Genomic DNA, 19,190 nt, shown 5'->3' with positions numbered 1-19,190 from the left:
TTCATTGAGAAATTCCTTTTTTGCGAACGGTCTAACCGTACTCAGGTGTGGGTAACCGATTCATTACCCACTCTAGATCATGCACCTGTTTAATGATGGTCGTGCTGTGTGTTTTGCTCTTCTTCACCCAAATTTAAAGTCGGGGTGTTGTCAAAGAAGTTCCAAGGTTTGATGAGTGTATTCACCCATTCTGTCGGCATGATTGGCCATTCTTCAGCACGTGCCACATGGGTTGTTCCTGTTGTCATCCACACCACTAGGTCTTTATTTTCAATATTTTCATTGTTGCCAATGAACTGTCCTAACCCTGTATCATGAGTTGAACGGTTTGAATATTTCCCTTCAGGGTAACGTTCGTCTGGATTGTACTGAGTCACCCAAATTTGCTTATCCATAAAGTTCAAACGCTTAAATAACCATTCATCTTTAGAAAAATTGGCTCCTTTCGCCACAGGGTGTGTTCCACCTGCAAAAGGAATGAGTTGATAAGAAACCGGATTGCCTAATTTATTTTCCTTATTGAAATTCGTAAGTAAGCGAATGGTAGACGGATCAAATTTTTCAGCTGCATTTTGCTCATTCGTAATGACTTTACTATCAATTTGCATTGAGCTTGTACGAACACCAGCTTTGTCATTGGCTTTCACCACAGGGTCCATATGCATAAAGCTGTTGTTTTCCCCATCTACATCCATGTCTAAGCGGAAGTTATAAATGTGTTGATGGGTTGTCCCAACAATATTATGGTCAATTAAAGTTCCATATTTAGTGTCTTCTTTCGCAGTACTGTCATGCATAGTACGTGCTTTAACGCCTTTAACCGCTTCAATCCCTGTAGCACCCGCATTAATGCCAATCACGCCATTTTGAGCAAATACCCAGTCAAACATGTAATCGTAATTACCCACTGTACTAATCCAGCGCACTACAAGTTCACGGCGTGCTTCACTTGCATCTTGATCACCAAATATTTCTTGGTGTTTATATTCAGGCCCAGCATAACGCTCAAAAATTGCAATCGCATTTGGAATCACTTGTGGCTGGCCTTTATAGTCTGCAATGACAGCATCAAGTAAAACCGCATTTTCTGGTGCATCGGTCCCAAGCTGAATGGCTGATGTGAGTGTTCCCATTCCGTACTCACCTGAGTCCAGATAAGACTTAAAGTACCATCCCATGTCAGGGTCACCATATGGAACCACCATTCCACCAAGGTTACCTTCATACATGACTTTACGTTTTACGCCTTTATCTTTATACGTCACGGTTGAAAGTTGCAGGCCAACACGAGAGTCTAGTGCGACATGGAAACACCAATTACCCCAATGTACCGTTTGTCCTGTAATAGAGAAGTTCTTACCTTCGGGTTCACTAATATTCAGGGGTTTGATTTTCGGTGGTTTGGTATTTTTAGTGGCATAAGGTCGATCCGTCATCGGAACAGGAATCAAGGCCCCTTCTTCGATTTTAATAATTTTTTCTTTATCTAAATCAACCACAGCCACCAAGTTTTCAATTGGATGTGCCCAATAGTTACCATCACCAGTATCTAGATACGACACAACTTTTAAAACGTTAAGCTGTTTATCCAAGCCATCTTTACCACCGAAATATCCCACGGTTAATGGATTGGTAATGACTTTCTTAACATCGGTTACACCACGTTTGCGTAAAGCATCCTGATATTCTTTACTCGCTTCAATCACACGCTGTACAGTTTCAAAGTTATCGAGCAAAACCATTCCATGAGTGTCTTTAAGTACATTCCATTTTGTGACTTGCTGAGTATTAAGATTAACTTCACCTTCAATCGCTTGGTTACCTTTTAACAAAATGAAAGATGCAATTCGATCGTCTTTATATTCTTTGTGATTAATAAAGTAATCCCAAACTTTTGCTTTTTCTGGCTCTTTTAGTTTTAACTCGGCAAAACGCATATTTTTATAGGCGTATTTTGAGCGGTTAATCACATCAAATGTCTTTTTAATTTCGTCAGAATTTAAACTATTGAGCGGATGAAACGTATTTTCAACTTTAAAAGTTTGATCTAAACCAGACTGAAATACTTCATTAAAGAAGTCTTTTCCGATCACAGGTTTATTATCTTTAATTAATAGTGGGACGCTTAATTTTAGAGGTTTTCCATTCACTAAAACCTGATTTGAATTTGGCTTAGCTCGAACTACCATAGAGCCTTTGGTAATCATATAAGTATTAGTAAAATCGTCTTTGACAACTTTAGCACCTTGCTCACTCATGTTTTGGTAAAGAGATACCATTTCGGCCTTTCCACCATGAGCAAAAGCTTGAGTATTTAATCCCCAAAAGCTTGCAGCGATTGATAAGTTAAGTGCCAATATTTTTTGTATGTCATTCAATAATCGTTGTTTACGCATTGGTTTCATCCTTTTCATCTATCCCTGAACTATCTGAATCAGACAGTTAATATGCACTTTCCTATGTGTGAAATTTATTAGACCAACTTAATAGTTTTAAACTTATTAAGCTCATCTAACCTGTTCTAATTAATTTAATTTCAACACAGTTACATAGGGCTAGCTTGTTTAAGAATGACCTAGAACTTGTCTAAAAATGACATCAAAAGATGAAAGGTTTAAGCCGACACACCCTCTCTAAATTCTTTAGGAGAAATACCATAAGTCTTCTTAAAGATTTTTGAAAAATGCGCGCCATCCCAAAAGCCCCATTTCAAAGCAATTTGGGTAATCGAGCTTTGTTTATTTCTTTTATCAAGTAAATCTGCTTTGACTTTTTCTAAGCGTTTGAGCTGTATATATTTGTTAATAGATAGATTTTCTTGAAGAAACAGACGATAGAGATGACGTAGCGATACCCCTATATGTTCTGCAATTAATTTAGGTGTTAAATCCGGTTTTGCTAAGTTTTCTATAATATAGCGCTCGGCTTTTTCCATCAGGTTATTTGAACTATTAATATTTTTATAATTGATTGTGGGTTTGATTAAGGCAATCAGTGCATCTTCAAAAGCATTACCATCTTCGGTTGCGTACCAAAGTTTGATATTTTCAGCAGACATGTTTTTCAAAATATTCTTGAGTAAAAAACCACTCATATTTTGAGTAATCAGTTTTCCAAAATATTCGGTACTAATATTTTCTTTAAGTAATTTTTCACGCGACAGGTGTACTGAAATCTGACTCACCAAGCCTTGCGGATACATTGAAATTGTTTCGACTGGGTCGACCAACACAATATCGCCTTCATTCAGGCTTAAGGTTTCATTTTTATACTCAAGCAGCATTTTTCCCGAATACTGCAAAATCAAAAAACAAAAACGATTATTCACTCGATCGATTTCATCGGCTTTTCGGACAATTTTATTGGCATTGTTTTTGATAAAAGCAATTTCGGTGTCACCCAATAAAAAGCACTGAACTTCACCAATGAATAAATTACGGGTTCCGTCAAAATCGGTTTCAAAATTGCCGCACACACTTTTAATATGGTGCGTCCATGTGAGTAATGCATCGCTTACATATTGGTTCATCCCTTACCTCTCTATACATGTGCCACCGCTCAAAATTTTGCGTTTGTGGTGGTGCACTGTCTTGGCTTATTTGCAATCTTGTTTTATTGATAAACAAATTGTGTGCCAAAAATTCCTTATCCTTGGAATTGTTTTGATGATAGTCAGCTAGATGTAAAGAAGCTGATAAATCAATTCAATTTATCAGCTTAATGGGACTTATGCTACTCCTGCGAAATCTCGTAGCATGGTAATAAAAATATCCTTTTGTTCCTCAGAATACTTTTTAAACACCTCATTTTGGTGGCTATCGGCAATATCAAACAAATACTGCGCCGTTTGTTTACCTTTCTCGGTCAGTGCGTACAAATTATCGTGATCAACCAATAAGCCTTCAAATTTTAGAATTTCAGCCGACCTTTCAACTTCTTGCATTGGCATAGCAATATCGCGCGGTAAATCTTCTTTACTTGAAGCAGTACCACTGGCTAAAACGAGTAAAAGACGTGATTCACTGGTACGGAAACCAGAAGCCATTTGCTTAGGAATATAGTCGGTTTGATAGGCTTTAAATGCACGACTCATCAAATAGCAGACATTATTATATAAGTGCCCATAATGTGTTTGGTCTACGCCGTTCTCTTCAGTTTGCTTAACTTGAAGGCTTGGATGCGGCATGACACAAGAATATGCGCCTTGATGATAAACCAATGGACTCCGGCCTTGGTCATGGAAACGAACCACTTTACCAACAATAATCCAGTGGTCACCGCCTTCAATCACTTGATAGCGTTCGCACTCAAACACCGCAGAACAATTTTCTAAAATGGGTGCGCGTCCTGCACCAAGTTGAAAATTGGTGTCTGCAAATTTATCAATATTGCGTCTCGAAAACTTATTAGACAGCTCAATTTGCGTGCCCGATAAAATATTAACTGCAAAATGTGTTGCTTCTTCAAACACTGAAAAACTTGAAGATTTTTTATCAATACTCCACAAAATAAGTGGTGGGTCGAGTGACACCGAGTTAAAACTATTTGCGGTTACACCCACTTTCTCACCTTGTGCATTTTGTGCAGTAACAATGGTAACGCCTGTTGCAAAATTTCCTAATGCTCGTCGGAACTGTAGTGGATCGACCGTAAACTCATCTATTTGTTGTAATACATTCATCATCTTTCTCCTAAACCTTCTCTTACATCCATATAAATCGCGAGAGCATTAGATATCTAAAACTAATCTCGGTGTTTTAGAGCGCGAACAGCACACCAATATTTGTTCATTGCTGGCTTTTTCTTCATCAGTAAAATAAACATCTCGATGATCAGGTTCGCCTTCAATCACATCGCACATGCAGGTTCCGCATACGCCTTGCTCACAAGACATTTCAATGTCGATCCCTTCTTTAGCTAAAGCCTGCAAAATGGTTTCGCCAGCTTCAACCATAATAATTTTTCCGCTACGCTCAGCCACCACCTCAAATGAATCTCCAGAAGTATCAGTTTCAACTTGGAAATATTCTTTGTGGATTTGCTGCTCAGGAAAATCGTGAGTCGTGGCAAGGTTAATCACCCAGTCCATAAAACCGACTGGACCACAGGTATAAATATGGCTCTCAAGGTCAATATCTTTAATGGCAGATTCAAAAAATGCTCTGTGGCTTGCACCTTCGGATTTAAAATGAAAAGTTGTGTACTTGGCTAACTCACCATTTTTAATTTCATCAACAAAAGCGCAGTTTTGAGGGCTAGCACCGCAGTAGTGAAGCTCAAACGATTCGCCTTCGTGTGCAAGTTGATATGCCATCGTGATTAACGGCGTAATTCCAATTCCACCGCCAATCAATACACTGTGTTTGGCTTTTAAAAGTGGAAATAAATTTTTTGGTTCACTGACCTGAATTTGCATGCCATCTTTAATTTCATCAAAAGCCGAGACTGAGCCACCACGTGATTCAGGGTCACGTAAAATTCCAAGGCGAAACTTACCTTTGTCATTTGGATTTTGGCAAAGTGAATACTGGCGTACCATGCCATTTGGTAAGTGCACATCAATATGTGCACCCGCTTCAACTTTTGGCAAGGTTGCAGAAGTTGCAGATTCAAATTCCATGACTGCAATATTTCCACCTTCCACATGGCGATTTTTAACGACAACATCATAAAGTGTAGTCATGATTCAACTCCCTTTTCATGGTTAAGCTCGTGGCTTAACGCATGAATAAACCACCGTTAATATCCCATGTTGCACCAGTCACAAACCCCGCATTTGGACTCGCGAGCAAGCCACAAGTTTCAGCAATAAAGTGCATACTTCCTAAGGCTTTAACTGGAATATTCTGGATGAACTGTTCCATTTTTTCGTCAGACACCACGCTATGAACGATTGGTGATTCCATCGGTCCCGGTGCAACTGCATTGACGGTCACCCCTTTTGCCGCAAACTCTTTGGCAAAAATTTTGGTTAACGTCACAATGGCACCTTTGGTTGCCGCATAGTGCGCACCCGTTGCAGTACCGCCATTTTGTCCAGCTAAAGACGCCATATTAATGATGCGTCCATGGCCTTTTTTAGCCATATATTGGCCAATAATTTGACAAGCTTGAAAGGTGCCACGTTGGTTGACTTGGGTCACCCAATCAAAATCTGCTGCGGTAATTTCTAATACTGGCGTTGCTTTGGTGACGGTGGCATTGTTAATCAACACATCAAGTTTAGAAAATTTCTCTTCAATCCATTTCACGGCAGCATGAAAATCTGCTTCGACAGAAATATCTAATTTCAAGGGAAACATATTTTGTGCATTTTGACTTTGTGCCTTGGCGTTTTCGGCTTTTTCAAGCGTACTCGCTGACAAAATCACTTGATGGCCTTGGCTCGCAAAATATTCAGCAATCACATTACCGAGTCCAGAAGCAGCACCTGTCACTAAAACAACTTGTTTCATGTTACCGCTCCTAAAGAATGTAGCTAATACCAGCTAAGGTATCGGTTGAGTTAACCAAGTTAATGATTTTACGGTTAATCTTAAAGCCTGTAGCCGCATCACGAGTCAAATGGTAAGTAATATCTGCGGTGTAATGCTTGAGGTTTTCTTTACGGAATTCACGTAAGTTTTGAGCACAACGCAAAACGATTTCATTATCTTGGTCTTGAATAACACGTACACGAGAAACACTACGCACAGTATTTGCTTTAGGTGCTGTAGAAATTGCTTCACCATTTTCAAGACGCTCTACACGTAAAGTACGCATATGATTATCGTCATAGGCATAATTTAAGTTGTTTTCATAGTCCGTTAGGTTTGGGTCAATTGGAATGATATAAACGCCTTTTTCATTCCATAAATTGAGCCATTCACGGTATTCACTGTGATCTAACATATCTGCTTCAGCCCAGATGAAAGCAGTGACTTCATTTAATAATTGCAGATTCATATTCATTGCTCTCTCCTTAAGCCGTCATCATCTTTTTCCACTGCTGATAGGCTGCACGCATACCTGTTTCAGCACTGACATCACTTTTTAAGCCATCTTCGGTTTTGACTTCGCCCGGTAAACCGCGGTTGAGCATGATCCATAAATCATTGCCAGCATTAGCGCCGTGTTGTACGCGCTCCCAAGCTTCTGAGTCATCTGGCGTACCAAAGCCAAATGGACCTTGGAAATGTTCATGCAAACGTAGGCGGTATTGGTTGGCAATTTGTGGTCCACCGTCCATGGTAATTACCGAGTGATGAATTTCTGTTTCAGCAACTGAAATTGGCTGTAATACACGGAAGAACGCCATTGAACATGCAATATTTGGGAATAAATTTAAGTTAAAGCCAGAACCACCCACTGCGCGAACAATACGGCGTACTTCTAATTCTTCATGCCCTTCGTCACGCAATGCTTGAGCCAACTCTTCAAAGCGCTCTTGAATTGGTCGCTCCATAAGCTCTTCGTCTAGATCAACCAATTCAGGAATCATCACCATCACACTGTGACCATTACCTAAGTCTTCAACAAAGCCCGGTTGGTTTTCGAAGTTAAAGAGTTCTTCGGTTTTTTCATCGACAGAACTTAAAAATGACTTGTGTACCAATGGGAAGTGATAAGCATCGGTTGTATTTTCAAGCTGGATTTTCCAGTTACCCGGGAAACGGAAGCGGTGTTCACCCAACACTTTAATTGGATAACCTGCACCTTGTTTCATAAACAGGTCAATCCATTTTTTTGCTGGCCCAAGGAACTCTTCAAGCGGTTGAATGTCTTCTTTAAATGAAGCGAAGATCATGCCGTTATATTCTTCTACACGTAGACTCACCAACGGTAACTCTGATTTATCTAAACAATCGCCGTAACTTTCCGGAGATGGCACACCGCGCAAACTACCGTCAAGTGCATAACTCCAACCGTGGTACGGACATACAAAACTGTTGGTTTTTCCTTTCTTATGTTCGCATACAGTTGCTGCACGGTGACGGCAACGGTTTAAAAGTACATGGACTTTCTTTTTACGGTCACGTACCACAACCACAGGCTGTTTACCGATATTAATGGTTTTATAGCTTCCGCCTTCTGGAATTTCGCTGGCATGTGCAACCCACACCCAAGTGCTATAAAAGATTTTTTCCATTTCTTCATCAAAAATGCGTTCATCTTTATAAAGAGAAGTATGAGCACGGTCACTTTGAACCAAAGCATCGTAATCAATGCCAATGTTATGCGTCGGGATAATACTGTTCATATCAATAGTCCTTTTAAATATGTCCTGGGTCATTCCTGGGAAGGTACCGGCAATTCAGCTTCACTGTGCCAATGCGATACGGGACGACTGAAAATATTCTGTGTTTGGAAATGTTTAATTTTCCATGTTCCATCTGCTTGCTTTTGAAACTTCACATTGAGCTTTGCTGCATTCAGATGACTACGGCCATCTTTAAAGGTTGAAGTTTGCAACATGAGCCAAGAAGCATTTGCATCATTTTGATTTACATAAATTTGTTCTGAATTGACAAAGTGTGCATTCATAACAAAGTGAGATTCTTTTTGGGTATAGCTTTTAAACATGTCGTAAATCGACTGCCAAGAATCATAACGGCCAAAAGATTTGGCATATTTCTCGCCAATACCTTCCCAAATACAGTCTTGATCAAAAAGATTCATCAACTCGTCAAGATCTGTATTTGCATTGAGCTCATCGCAAATTTCCATATAACGGTTCAGACAGTTACGAATCGCGTTGTGCGCTTCTAACTGTTCTAACCGCTCTAAGATTTCTGCAATATTCACTTTGTCATTCATTGCCATCGCCTTAACGCTGGATAATCAATTCGCGCCCAACACGAGCTTCAACTTTGCAATATTTCCAAAGTTTGTATGGACCTTCACCCACCACCGTCGTTCTAAACAAGTTACAAGCTGCATGTACTGTTTCAATATCCGGAACATCGGCAAGCAAGTACGTTGTCCAAGGCCAGCCACCACTTGGGCCAACCATGCTTTGGTCATCATCAAGATTTCCAAAAACATGTACGCCCGGTAAGTCATGAATGCCGTTCCACATTTCACCAAACGCTGCCCAAACTGCTTTTGCTTCAGCAGGTTCGGCGTCAAAAAAGTTCTGGTTAATACCCATGCAGAACAAAACACGTAATGATTTTTTAGCTTCCATCTCAATATCCTTTTTAAAAATTAAAACTTATAAATAACCAGGGGTTGGCTTTAACCCGAAACTAATTGAGGCTGCATTTTGTAAGGTCGCATCCCCCATAAAGGCATGTTGAGTCACCACGTTGGTGTCATTTACAAAACGGCTAAATGGATTGTTGGTATAGATTGCCGTCATACCCGCGAGCATTTGCATTTTTCGGGTGACTTTGGCGCAAACTCGAGCTGCATGGGTACATGCCAGACGCATATCACTAATTTGTTCAGCAGTGGCTTCACGCCCAGCAATAATTTCATTCCAGACAATATCCATGGTTTGATAAAACCAAGATTTTGCAGACTGAAACTCTGCATCAGCTTGAGCAAACTCATATTGAGTCACTGGGCGGTTTGCAATTTCTGACCCGCCTGTAATAGATGCTTTGCCCGGCGCTAATTTTTCAAATTCTTCTAGTGCAGCAGCAGCAACACCAATACCTACCACAGTTAATACTTGAGTCGCTAAAGACAGTGACGGATATTTAAAAAATGGCTCACTTAGTTTTGAAGGTTCACCACGTACAAAGGTCCATTTCTTTTCGACCAATACATCTTCGACCACCAAATCATGGCTTCCCGTACCTTTTAGGCCAACGGTGTCCCAAGTCATTTCAATTTTGGCTTTTTTCGCAGGCATCACGGCCATACGTGGTAAGCCCTGCATTTCATTGTTTTTAAGTGGTGAAATCCCTACACCCACAATGTCGGCCCCCATGCAGCCACTTGAGAATTTCCAACGTCCACGAACCACAACACCTTCATCAGTAATTTCAGCAGGTTGTGGTGGAAAAATACCTCCAGCAAATACCACATCTGGTCCGTTTTGATACAATTCTTTAAGCGTTTCTTCTGGCAAACTTCCTAAATAAGCAGGGCTCATGCCGAAACTTGCTACCCAGCCCACCGAACCATCAGCTTTAGATAAAGTTTCGATCAATTCGCAAAACTGCCGTGGTGACCATTCTTCACCACCAAAACGTTTAGGCACCAAGGCACGGTAAACGCCAATTTGTTTAAGTTTTTCGATAATGTCTTGGCTCACGTAGGCCTGATTATCGAATTCACCTGTACAGGCACGCTCACGTATTTCTTGGCACAAAGCATCTAAGTCAACTGCTTTGTCTTGAGAAGCAAACTCCATTTTAGACAACTTATTCATCATCTAACTCCTTGTAATTTATTGCATTGCATCAACACAAAATTTAGCTATAGCGCATAATTGCTCATCTTTTTGATGCTTTGATATGATCTGTAGGCCCACGGGTAACCCTTCACTGGTTTCAAGTGGCACTGAAATGGCTGGATGTCCTGATAAATTAAATGGTCGAACTAAACCCGTAAGATTTAAAAAAGCGACCGTGTTTTCAGCTTCAGAAACTTTCGGTGGAATTTGTGGAAGTGTCGGTAAAACCAATGCATCATATTTTTCTAGTAGTGCATCAAGTTCTTGGGTCAGCTGCGCTTTCACAACTTCTGCTTGTTTCACTTGCTCTAAAGTTGTTGCGGCAGCTTTTAATAAACGACCATTTACATCAGAACCAACTAACCCTGTTTGAGTTAACTCACCAAAAGCTTGCCAATTTTCATAATTAATAATCTGCATGCCTGCATCAAAAGCAGCTTCAAAATGTTCAACTTTTTCTAAAGTGGTCTGTAAATTGGCTTTTTGAAGTGCTTGATAAATACAGTTCCAAACAACCTCATCTGCTTGTACATCCAGCACAGCGAGTTTCGGTGTGCTAATACATGGGGTAGGGTTAAAAGTTGGATCAATAATTTGCATGGCTTTTTCAATCATCTCGACTGAATTTGCAAAAGGGCCAACACAATCTAAAGAACTTGACGGTGGATAAACGCCTTTTCTGCTCACGCGACCGAAAGTTGGCTTTAATCCAAAAACTCCGCAGCACGCAGCAGGCATACGGATAGAGCCGCCCGTATCTGTACCTAAAGTAAAGTCAGCTTGTTTAGCAGCAACTGCCGCAGCCGAACCACTCGAAGAGCCGCCTGGAATAAGTTCAGGATATTTAGGATTGATGGGTGTACCAAAAGCATGGTTAATGCCTGTAATACCAAAAGCCAACTCATGCAAATTTGTTTTCGCAATAATTTCACAGTCAGCTTTTAAAATGTTTTTAACCACCTCAGCATCATCATGCGCAGGTTCAACATTTAATAAAGCTCGACTACCAGCAATGGTTTTTAGACCTTGAATATCAATTGTGTCCTTGACCATCACCTTGAGCTTGCCACTTCCTTTATGCACGCTTTGGCTAATAATATTCATTCACTTTTCCATGTATTTTTATCTATTAATTAAAATATGAGAAAATTTAATGGAATTGTCAAGTATTTTTTATAATTTGTTCTCAAGGAAATATGCAAAATTTTGTTTATAATAGGATTACCCTTTTTTCACTAAGTTATTGCTTAGCTATGCTTGATCATTTAGAACAATTTCTTCCTAATAAAGAACCGTCGAGTATTCAAAATTTCCCTTTTTTTTGGGTTTCCCAAGTGAATGGAAAATATTCACAACTCATTGAAAAATCAATAAAAAAACTAGGTATTGATAATACACGCCGTAAAATCATTTTAAGTACTAATGCTTTGGGTGAAGCCAGTATTACCGATATCGCTAATCTTTCTACCTTAAAGTTAACGACAGCAACAAAAGCTGTATATCGATTAGTAGAAGATGGAATTGTCGAGGTCTACTCTTCTACCACTGATGAACGAATTTCGATGGTGAAATTAACGGCCAAAGGTGTTGAGCTGGTAGAACAGATTAATCAAATTAGTGTGGTCACCTTAGCAGGCATCCTGAATGCCTTTTCAGAAGATGAGCTTCACAATTTAAATCACCAGTTAAAAAAATTATTTGACCTCATGCCATCAAGTTAATTATTTGACTTGATATCGGGTTAGATACGCTCAAGAGCAGCATGGAGGAAATAGTTCTTCCTTTCTCGCTGCTCTTTATCAAAAGAAGTTTCAATATTAAAAAATAAAATAAAAATCAGTTTCTTAATTCAATAAATTATTACTATCTGTTTACTTAACATACTTTTTAGGTATTCTAACATACTCAATAAGTAATGGAATTTTACATATAAAAAGAAAATAATAATTCCATGATATTTAAAAACCCATTAACTCCTAATCGGGTTTAGACACACTCTTCCGGTCTGTACGAGACCAAACTACTCATTTCTAGCCTATTTATTATTCTTATCTAAAGGGGGAAATATCAAAAACTTCAGAGGAATAATAAAAGTTAGATATCAATTTCTTTAAGCGTTTTATACATAAGGATTAAGTGTATGAACCAAAGTAATATCGCTGTTGAAAGGACACAAAAGAAAAGCAATGCGTATGCATGGTATGTCGTCACACTTTGTATGTTGGCATATATATTTTCATTTATTGACCGCCAAATTCTGGCGCTGATGATTGAACCCATTAAAGCAGATCTCCAACTTTCAGATACACAATTTAGCCTGTTACATGGCCTTGCCTTCTCACTGTTTTATGCCGTTATGGGCTTACCCTTAGCTTATATTGCCGATCGTTTTTCACGACCAAAACTGATTTCAATTGGAATTATTGTTTGGAGTCTAGCCACGGCAACTTGTGGTTTAAGTAAAAACTTTATTCAACTGTTCTTGAGCCGTATGGCGGTCGGTGTAGGTGAAGCTGCGTTATCTCCAGCTGCTTATTCAATGTTCAGCGACATGTTTAGTAAGGACAAACTAGGCCGCGCGGTCGGGATCTATTCAATTGGCGCTTTTTTAGGGGGCGGTATCGCCTTTTTAGTTGGTGGTTATGTCATTAACTTACTTAAAGGCGTGACACTCATTGAAGTTCCATTATTAGGGGCACTCAAGGCATGGCAAATTGCCTTTTTTGTAGTAGGTTTACCCGGCATCATTATTGGTCTGCTATTTATTCTGACCGTTAAAGACCCAGCACGTAAAGGCCAACAGCTCAACCAAAATGGAAAAGTTGACCAAGTCAAATTTTCACAATGTCTTCAGTTTATTAAAAAACATTCGAAAACATTTGCTTGTCATTATTTAGGTTTTACCTTTTATGCAATGGCGCTCTATAGCCTAACTAGCTGGACACCTGCATTTTATATTCGAAAGTTTCAACTCGCACCGACTGAAACAGGTTATATGCTCGGCACAATTCTATTAATTGCAAACACATTAGGCGTGTTTTGTGCAGGTTGGCTAAACGACTGGTTTATTAAAAAAGGGCGTCAAGATGCACCGATGATTACAGGTGTGATTGGTATTGTTGGCCTGATTATTCCAATTGCATTTTTTACCCAAACAGATCAGCTTTGGCTTTCAGTCAGCTTACTGATTCCTGCAATGTTCTTTGCATCTTTCCCTTTAGTGATTTCAGCAACTGCTTTGCAAATGTTAGCTCCAAACCAATTTAGAGCACGCCTTTCTGCCCTCTTCCTTTTAGTGAGTAACTTAATTGGACTCGGTATTGGTACAACATTGGTAGCCATTATTACAGATAAAGTTTTTGGTAGTCCGTTAATGGTGGGTTCTTCTTTGTCTATTGTGGGTGGTCTGTCGTGTGTACTGGCTTTAATTCTGCTGTTTAAAGGCTGCAAATTTTTTAGTGAAAGTATGAAACTTGAAAAATTAAATTAATAGGTCTCACAAATTGCAAAATGTACTCTCTAACTAAACGCTTTGAGAGTACCGAAATATTCAAAATTACGTAGTGCCGAGGACTGGCATACATTTGGGAAATGGATTATGGAATTATTTCACCGTTTTAAACCACACACTTTAGCTGTTGCTACTTTATTACTTATGTGCAGCAGCTCATGGGCTGCAAATCCGAATCAGCAAACCGAAGATGAATGGAAATTCACTTTAAAAAATGCATATATCAATCGTGATTTTGATAATGATGCCTTAAAAGATACTGGCAGCTGGTCTCAGGCAGCATCTTTATTTTATAAATCAAAAATGCATGACACTCCGTTAATCATAGCAGATAAGCCAATCACGATTGGGGCCGATGCTTCTGTTCAATATGCTGTGCGCTTAAGTTCTGACAAACACGTCGCAGATACTGTTCTGCCTTTTAATAAAGAAACGCAATCTCAAGCTTCAGATTATTTAAAATATGGTGCAACCTTAAAACTGGGTTATGACAAAACTCTTTTGAGTGTTGGTGAACTCTGGCTCGATTTACCTGTAACGGCGGTAGATGCTAGTCGTCAGCTACTCACTTCTTATTGGGGAACCAACCTAAAGTCACAACTTTCAGATCAGCTCTATGCCGAAATTGGCCGAGTGGAAAAAGTTTCTCCCCGAAATGAAGAAGACTTTAAAAAGTTTTCTTTCACGTCAAATGGAATTACCAAAGAATCTGATGGCCTTAACTACATTGACTTGCGCTATCAATTTACGCCGTCTTTAAAGGGTGAATATTATTTTGGTAATTTAGAAGATCTGTATAACAAGCATTATGTTGGGCTTGAACATACGTGGAAGCAGCCAACTTTCGCTCTTACTTCTAAGTTTAAGTACTTTAATGCAAAAGATGACGGCAATACCTTTGATATTGATGCGCAGAACATTGGATTACTTGAAACCTTTAAAGTAAAAAACCATACCTTTGGTTTGGGTTACCAGCAAATTATCGGTGAGTCGGCTTACCCGCTACCAGATGGCTTCTTACCAGAAACTTATTTCATCAACTGGAACGCTACTGGATTCTTTAAAGAAGATGAAAAGTCTTACCATGTGATGTACGGCTATGACTTTAAAGATTATGTACCGGGCTTAAATGCGATGGTTAAATATGTGTACGGACATGACTTCAAAGCAGCCAACGGTGAAAAGAACCATGAAACTGAATCGAATGTGATTTTAAACTATGCGTTCCAGCAACCTTTCTTAAAAGGCGTTGCTCTGCAATACATTCGTATTGATTACAACGTTAAACACGGCAATGACTTTGGTGAAGACCGCTTTTTTGTCAATTACACCAAAAAATTCTAAATAAAAATTACCCCCTAAAGTTTAGGGGGTAATTTTTTAACCTAATTTATTGACCAACTTTAGAGGTAAAACTTTCATAGCAATACTCATAGGTAACCATGGCCACTGCGGTACATACGCTTTCACGGGTTGTTTTTCAATGGCTTTGACCAAAGCCTTACATCCTGTTTTGGCATCTACTTCAAATGGCAAATGTTTAGCACCATCATTCATTTCGGTACGGATGTAACCCGGAAAAATTGTAGAAACTTTAATTGGTGTATCTAATAATTCAGCACGAATACCTTCGGCCAAGTGAGCAACCGCGGCCTTACTGGCTGCATAAGTCGATAAGTGTTTTGGTAATCCGCGCATCGCACTCATGGATGACATCACCACCAAGTGACCGGCGTTTTGCTCTCTAAAAATTTCAGTCGCCGCCTCACACTGTGCTAAAGCAGAAATAAAGTTTGTTTCAGCTGTAGCTCTGTTAATTTCAAAATTACCTTTACCAATACGACGGCCATTTCCGACTCCCGCATTTACAATAATTCGGTCTAAATAGCCAAACTCTTGTTTAAAGGCGCGAAATACTTCAAAAACCTGATCGTAATTAGTTACATCCAAGCTTTTTGCAATTACTTTAATACCATACTGATTTTCTAGTTCGGTTTTTAAAGACTCTAATCGGTCTAAACGGCGTGCACAAATCGCTAAGTTATAGCCTTTGGCTGCGAACTCATGTGCCATACCCGCGCCCAATCCAGAACTTGCACCTGTAATTAAAATTGTCTTTGCCATGCTTTTATCCTTATTTTAAATCCATGTCAGTAAATCTGGACGCTCAGCTTTTATAAAATGATGTTCATTTAAACTTAAAACCTGAGCTTCATTTCCAACCAAACGTAAAGTCGTGAGGCTTGTATTCGCAATTGCCCAATTCAAGGCAAAAGTTCGATTGGGGCTCAGTTCAAGCAATTTTCCAATTGCTACAGAAATCACACCACCAGAGGTAAAAACAATTGCATAGCGAGGCTTGGTTTTTGCTAACTCATCACAAAGTTGCTGCAATGCTGTTTCGACTCTTTCTTTAAAATGTGGCCATGACTCATCATATTCATGATGAAAATCACCATCTGTCCATCGTCCAATGGCACCTTCAAATATTTTGGCAAGATAAGCACGAGGGTTCTGTTCTTGCGCCACGTCAGCTTTTAACAGTTCAGGCTGTTCAAAACGCGGTTCATAACGGGCAAAAACCTGTTGATGGTTAAACTCATTCCATAAATTATTATGTTGAATCACCGCATCTGGAAAGCATTCATCAAGTGCGAGCTTTGCAGTCTGCTCATGGCGCTGCATAGTTCCAGCAACCACATACGGTTGTTCTTTCAATATTTGCTTAAAATAACGGCCTAACAAAGTCGCCTGAGCCTCACCATTTTCAGACAGCTCATCATAGTTACTTTTACCAAATGATGCCTGTCCATGCCTTACTAGATAAATTGTGGTCATCTTCTTAAAATACCCTGTATTTTCTGTAAAGATTGCTGAGCAAATTCAGATTCTTGCAATTTTTGCTGTGCGATAAGTTTTAAAGCTCTGATATGTAGCGCATGAATCACGATCCAGAAATCTTTAAATGCAGGATTTCGGGTTTGCTTGTGGTAATAACGGTAATAGATTTGCTGGGCAATCACTGCTAAACGGAATACACCAAACACTTCATAAAAAGCCCAGTTTTGAGGCTCCAATCCTGTTTTTTGTAAATAATACTCAACGACTTCTTTACGAGAGAACATTCCCTTTAAGTGAGTCGGCTGACGGCGTGTCGATCTAAAAATCATATTATCCGTTGGCTCAACCCAATAGGCCAAAGCACTGCCCAAATCCATTAATGGATCACCTAAGGTCGCCATTTCCCAATCGAGCACACCAATCACTTCTGTTGGATGCTCTGGATCTAAAATCACATTATCAAAACGCCAATCATTGTGAATAATGCAAGTCGTAGAGTCTTGAGGGATATTATCGTTTAGCCATTTTCGGACATATTTAAAAGAAGGGACATTGATTGTGCGGACTTTTTCATAACGCTTATCCCAACCTTCAACTTGTCTACGGCAATATCCTGTTCCTTTGCCAAGTTCAGCTAAAGGCGTTTTCTCATAAGGAACTTGATGTAATTCAATCAACTTATCAATAACATTTATGCAAAGCTCATGAACATTTTCTTCATTAAAGCCAAGCTCAGGCGGTAATTTTGCACGAGGAATAATTCCTTCAATGCGTTCCATCACATAAAAATCACAGCCAATGACCGATTCATCCTGACAAAGTGCAACCATTTTAGGAAGCACAGGATAATAAGGTGCAAGATTTTTCTGCACCATATATTCACGGGCCATATCGTGGGCTGACTTCACTTTTGTTCCTTTTGGAGGACGCCGTAAAATTAAATCGGTATTTTCATACTTTAAACGATAAGTCCAATTCGACGCTCCACCTGTATATTGAGTAACAACTGCTGGACCAACCAACTCAACACCTTGGCTTTTTAACCAGTTTTCAACTGCCCCAATATCAAGCTCTTCACCTTCACGTACTTCACCGCCTATATCAATTACCGACATATTCACTTCCTTTAAACTTATACTTTCTTATGACGACCGAAATAACCACGTTTGGCCAACTCTAATTTGGCAATCATGCCTTTATGTACTTCATCTGGGCCATCAGCTAAACGCAAGCTACGTGCTTGGGCAAAGAAACCTGTTAATGGTGAATCTCTTGAAACACCCGCACCGCCATGTAGCTGAATCGCCATATCGACTACTTTTTCTAAAACACTCGGAGCCACTACTTTAATTGCAGATATTTCTGTTAAAGCGGCCATATTTCCTAAAGTATCCATTTTATAAGCAGCATACAAGGTTAAAAGTCTGGCTTGATCTATGGCGACTCGAGCATCAGCCACGCGTTCGAGGTTTCCACCGAGTTTCAAAATTTCTTTGCCAAACGCCGTTCTAGACATGCCTCGATCAATCATGAGTTCTAGAGCTTTTTCAGCAGCTCCAATACAGCGCATGCAATGGTGAATACGTCCTGGTCCTAAACGACCTTGGGCAATTTCAAAACCTTGGCCCGCACCACCAATAAAGTTTTCGATAGGCACTCGAACATTATTAAAATGAACTTCACCATGTCCATGCGGTGCATCGTAGTCACCAAACACAGGTAACATCCGCTGAATTTCAACACCTGCCGTATCAATCGGTACTAAAACCATAGAGTGTTGATGATGACGGTCTTTGGTTTCATCTGGAGTATGCGCCATAAAAATAATGACTTTGGCATTTGGATCACCTAAGCCAGACGACCACCACTTTTTGCCATTTAAAACAATTTCATTACCGTCAATGAGTGCAGTCGCTTGCATATTGGTTGCATCGCTTGACGCAACATCTGGTTCAGTCATGCAAAAAACCGAACGAATTTTTCCGTCCAATAAAGGTTCTAACCATTGCTTTTTTTGCTGCTCACTGCCATAGCGCCATAACAATTCCATATTTCCCGTATCTGGTGCATTACAGTTAAAAACAGTGGGTGCCAATAAGCTGCGGCCTGTTAATTCAGCTATGTGCGCATATTCTTGAACAGTTAACCCTGCACCCAGCTTTTCATCGGGTAAAAACATATTCCAAAGACCAGCTTGCTTTGCTTTAGATTTCAAATTTTCTAAAAGCTCAGGCCATTGCCATTTTTTCCAGTTTCCATCTGGATTTAACTCGTGAACTTCTTCCCAAAATTTTGCTTCGATAGGTTCTATTTCTTCTAAAATAAATTTTCTTGTTCGCTCAGTAAAATCCTGAGCTTTCTTGGAGAGTTCAAACATTCTTTTTCCTTTACATCATTATTTGGTCTTTACATCAACATAACTTGAAATTTAATATGAATGAAATGATTTTATTA

Annotated in this window: 18 protein-coding genes; 3 read left to right on the top strand and 15 right to left on the bottom strand. The window is 39.5% G+C overall.

What is annotated here, in order from left to right:
* Positions 1-89: 89 nt before the first annotated feature.
* From tynA to F968_RS08120, 11 genes are all read right to left on the bottom strand, one after another.
* The gene (tynA, locus tag F968_RS08170) at positions 90-2,405 is read right to left on the bottom strand and encodes a primary-amine oxidase (RefSeq protein WP_081399505.1); all 2,316 of its coding nucleotides are present in this window, start codon (positions 2,403-2,405) and stop codon (positions 90-92) included.
* A gap of 209 nt (positions 2,406-2,614) precedes the next feature.
* Positions 2,615-3,529, bottom strand: a complete 915-nt coding sequence (gene feaR / locus F968_RS08165; RefSeq protein WP_004792063.1) for a transcriptional regulator FeaR — start codon at positions 3,527-3,529, stop codon at positions 2,615-2,617.
* Between the two features lie 198 nt (positions 3,530-3,727).
* On the bottom strand, positions 3,728-4,684 hold the full coding sequence (locus F968_RS08160; RefSeq protein ID WP_080592267.1) for a p-hydroxyphenylacetate 3-hydroxylase reductase component: 957 nt from the start codon (positions 4,682-4,684) through the stop codon (positions 3,728-3,730).
* A gap of 45 nt (positions 4,685-4,729) precedes the next feature.
* Positions 4,730-5,683 (bottom strand): PDR/VanB family oxidoreductase, encoded by a 954-nt coding sequence (locus tag F968_RS08155; RefSeq protein WP_004792059.1) that lies wholly within the window; start codon positions 5,681-5,683, stop codon positions 4,730-4,732.
* Between the two features lie 34 nt (positions 5,684-5,717).
* On the bottom strand, positions 5,718-6,455 hold the full coding sequence (locus F968_RS08150) for an SDR family NAD(P)-dependent oxidoreductase (protein WP_004792057.1): 738 nt from the start codon (positions 6,453-6,455) through the stop codon (positions 5,718-5,720).
* Positions 6,456-6,465: 10 nt separating this feature from the next.
* On the bottom strand, positions 6,466-6,951 hold the full coding sequence (locus F968_RS08145) for an aromatic-ring-hydroxylating dioxygenase subunit beta (protein ID WP_004792056.1): 486 nt from the start codon (positions 6,949-6,951) through the stop codon (positions 6,466-6,468).
* A 10-nt stretch (positions 6,952-6,961) separates the two neighbouring features.
* Entirely contained in the window at positions 6,962-8,239 is a 1,278-nt protein-coding gene (locus F968_RS08140; RefSeq protein ID WP_004792054.1) for an aromatic ring-hydroxylating oxygenase subunit alpha, read from the bottom strand.
* A gap of 29 nt (positions 8,240-8,268) precedes the next feature.
* Entirely contained in the window at positions 8,269-8,802 is a 534-nt protein-coding gene (locus F968_RS08135; RefSeq protein WP_081399504.1) for a nuclear transport factor 2 family protein, read from the bottom strand.
* Positions 8,803-8,806: 4 nt separating this feature from the next.
* Positions 8,807-9,166 (bottom strand): hypothetical protein, encoded by a 360-nt coding sequence (locus tag F968_RS08130; protein WP_004792051.1) that lies wholly within the window; start codon positions 9,164-9,166, stop codon positions 8,807-8,809.
* A gap of 27 nt (positions 9,167-9,193) precedes the next feature.
* Positions 9,194-10,342, bottom strand: coding sequence for an acyl-CoA dehydrogenase family protein (locus F968_RS08125; protein ID WP_081399633.1), 1,149 nt, complete (start codon positions 10,340-10,342; stop codon positions 9,194-9,196).
* 36 nt (positions 10,343-10,378) lie between these two features.
* Positions 10,379-11,488, bottom strand: coding sequence for an amidase (locus tag F968_RS08120; RefSeq protein WP_004792048.1), 1,110 nt, complete (start codon positions 11,486-11,488; stop codon positions 10,379-10,381).
* Positions 11,489-11,637: 149 nt separating this feature from the next.
* Between F968_RS08120 and F968_RS08115 the strand changes: the two genes are divergently transcribed.
* The 3 genes from F968_RS08115 to F968_RS08105 all read left to right on the top strand — a co-directional run bounded on the left by F968_RS08115 (position 11,638) and on the right by F968_RS08105 (position 15,239).
* Positions 11,638-12,105 (top strand): MarR family winged helix-turn-helix transcriptional regulator, encoded by a 468-nt coding sequence (locus F968_RS08115; protein ID WP_009392094.1) that lies wholly within the window; start codon positions 11,638-11,640, stop codon positions 12,103-12,105.
* A 419-nt stretch (positions 12,106-12,524) separates the two neighbouring features.
* A complete protein-coding gene (locus tag F968_RS08110) occupies positions 12,525-13,874 on the top strand; it encodes a spinster family MFS transporter (RefSeq protein WP_004792046.1) in 1,350 nt (449 codons plus the stop codon).
* A 108-nt stretch (positions 13,875-13,982) separates the two neighbouring features.
* Positions 13,983-15,239 (top strand): OprD family outer membrane porin, encoded by a 1,257-nt coding sequence (locus F968_RS08105; protein ID WP_004792045.1) that lies wholly within the window; start codon positions 13,983-13,985, stop codon positions 15,237-15,239.
* Positions 15,240-15,275: 36 nt separating this feature from the next.
* On the opposite strand, the gene F968_RS08100 is transcribed toward F968_RS08105, so the two are convergent.
* Genes F968_RS08100 through F968_RS08085 form a run of 4 tightly spaced genes read right to left on the bottom strand, consistent with a single transcriptional unit; the run spans position 15,276 to position 19,113 of the window.
* Positions 15,276-16,019 (bottom strand): SDR family oxidoreductase, encoded by a 744-nt coding sequence (locus tag F968_RS08100; protein WP_004792044.1) that lies wholly within the window; start codon positions 16,017-16,019, stop codon positions 15,276-15,278.
* Positions 16,020-16,034: 15 nt separating this feature from the next.
* A complete protein-coding gene (locus tag F968_RS08095) occupies positions 16,035-16,733 on the bottom strand; it encodes a histidine phosphatase family protein (protein WP_004792043.1) in 699 nt (232 codons plus the stop codon).
* On the bottom strand, positions 16,730-17,851 hold the full coding sequence (locus F968_RS08090) for a phosphotransferase family protein (protein WP_004792042.1): 1,122 nt from the start codon (positions 17,849-17,851) through the stop codon (positions 16,730-16,732). Before F968_RS08090 ends, F968_RS08095 begins: the two co-directional genes overlap by 4 nt.
* A gap of 17 nt (positions 17,852-17,868) precedes the next feature.
* Positions 17,869-19,113 (bottom strand): acyl-CoA dehydrogenase family protein, encoded by a 1,245-nt coding sequence (locus F968_RS08085; protein WP_004792041.1) that lies wholly within the window; start codon positions 19,111-19,113, stop codon positions 17,869-17,871.
* Between the last annotated feature and the right edge of the window lie 77 nt (positions 19,114-19,190).

Origin of the sequence: Acinetobacter sp. NIPH 817, from assembly GCF_000368405.1 — a bacterium.
Classification (GTDB): domain Bacteria; phylum Pseudomonadota; class Gammaproteobacteria; order Pseudomonadales; family Moraxellaceae; genus Acinetobacter.
This window is presented reverse-complemented; position numbering and strand designations above follow the sequence as displayed.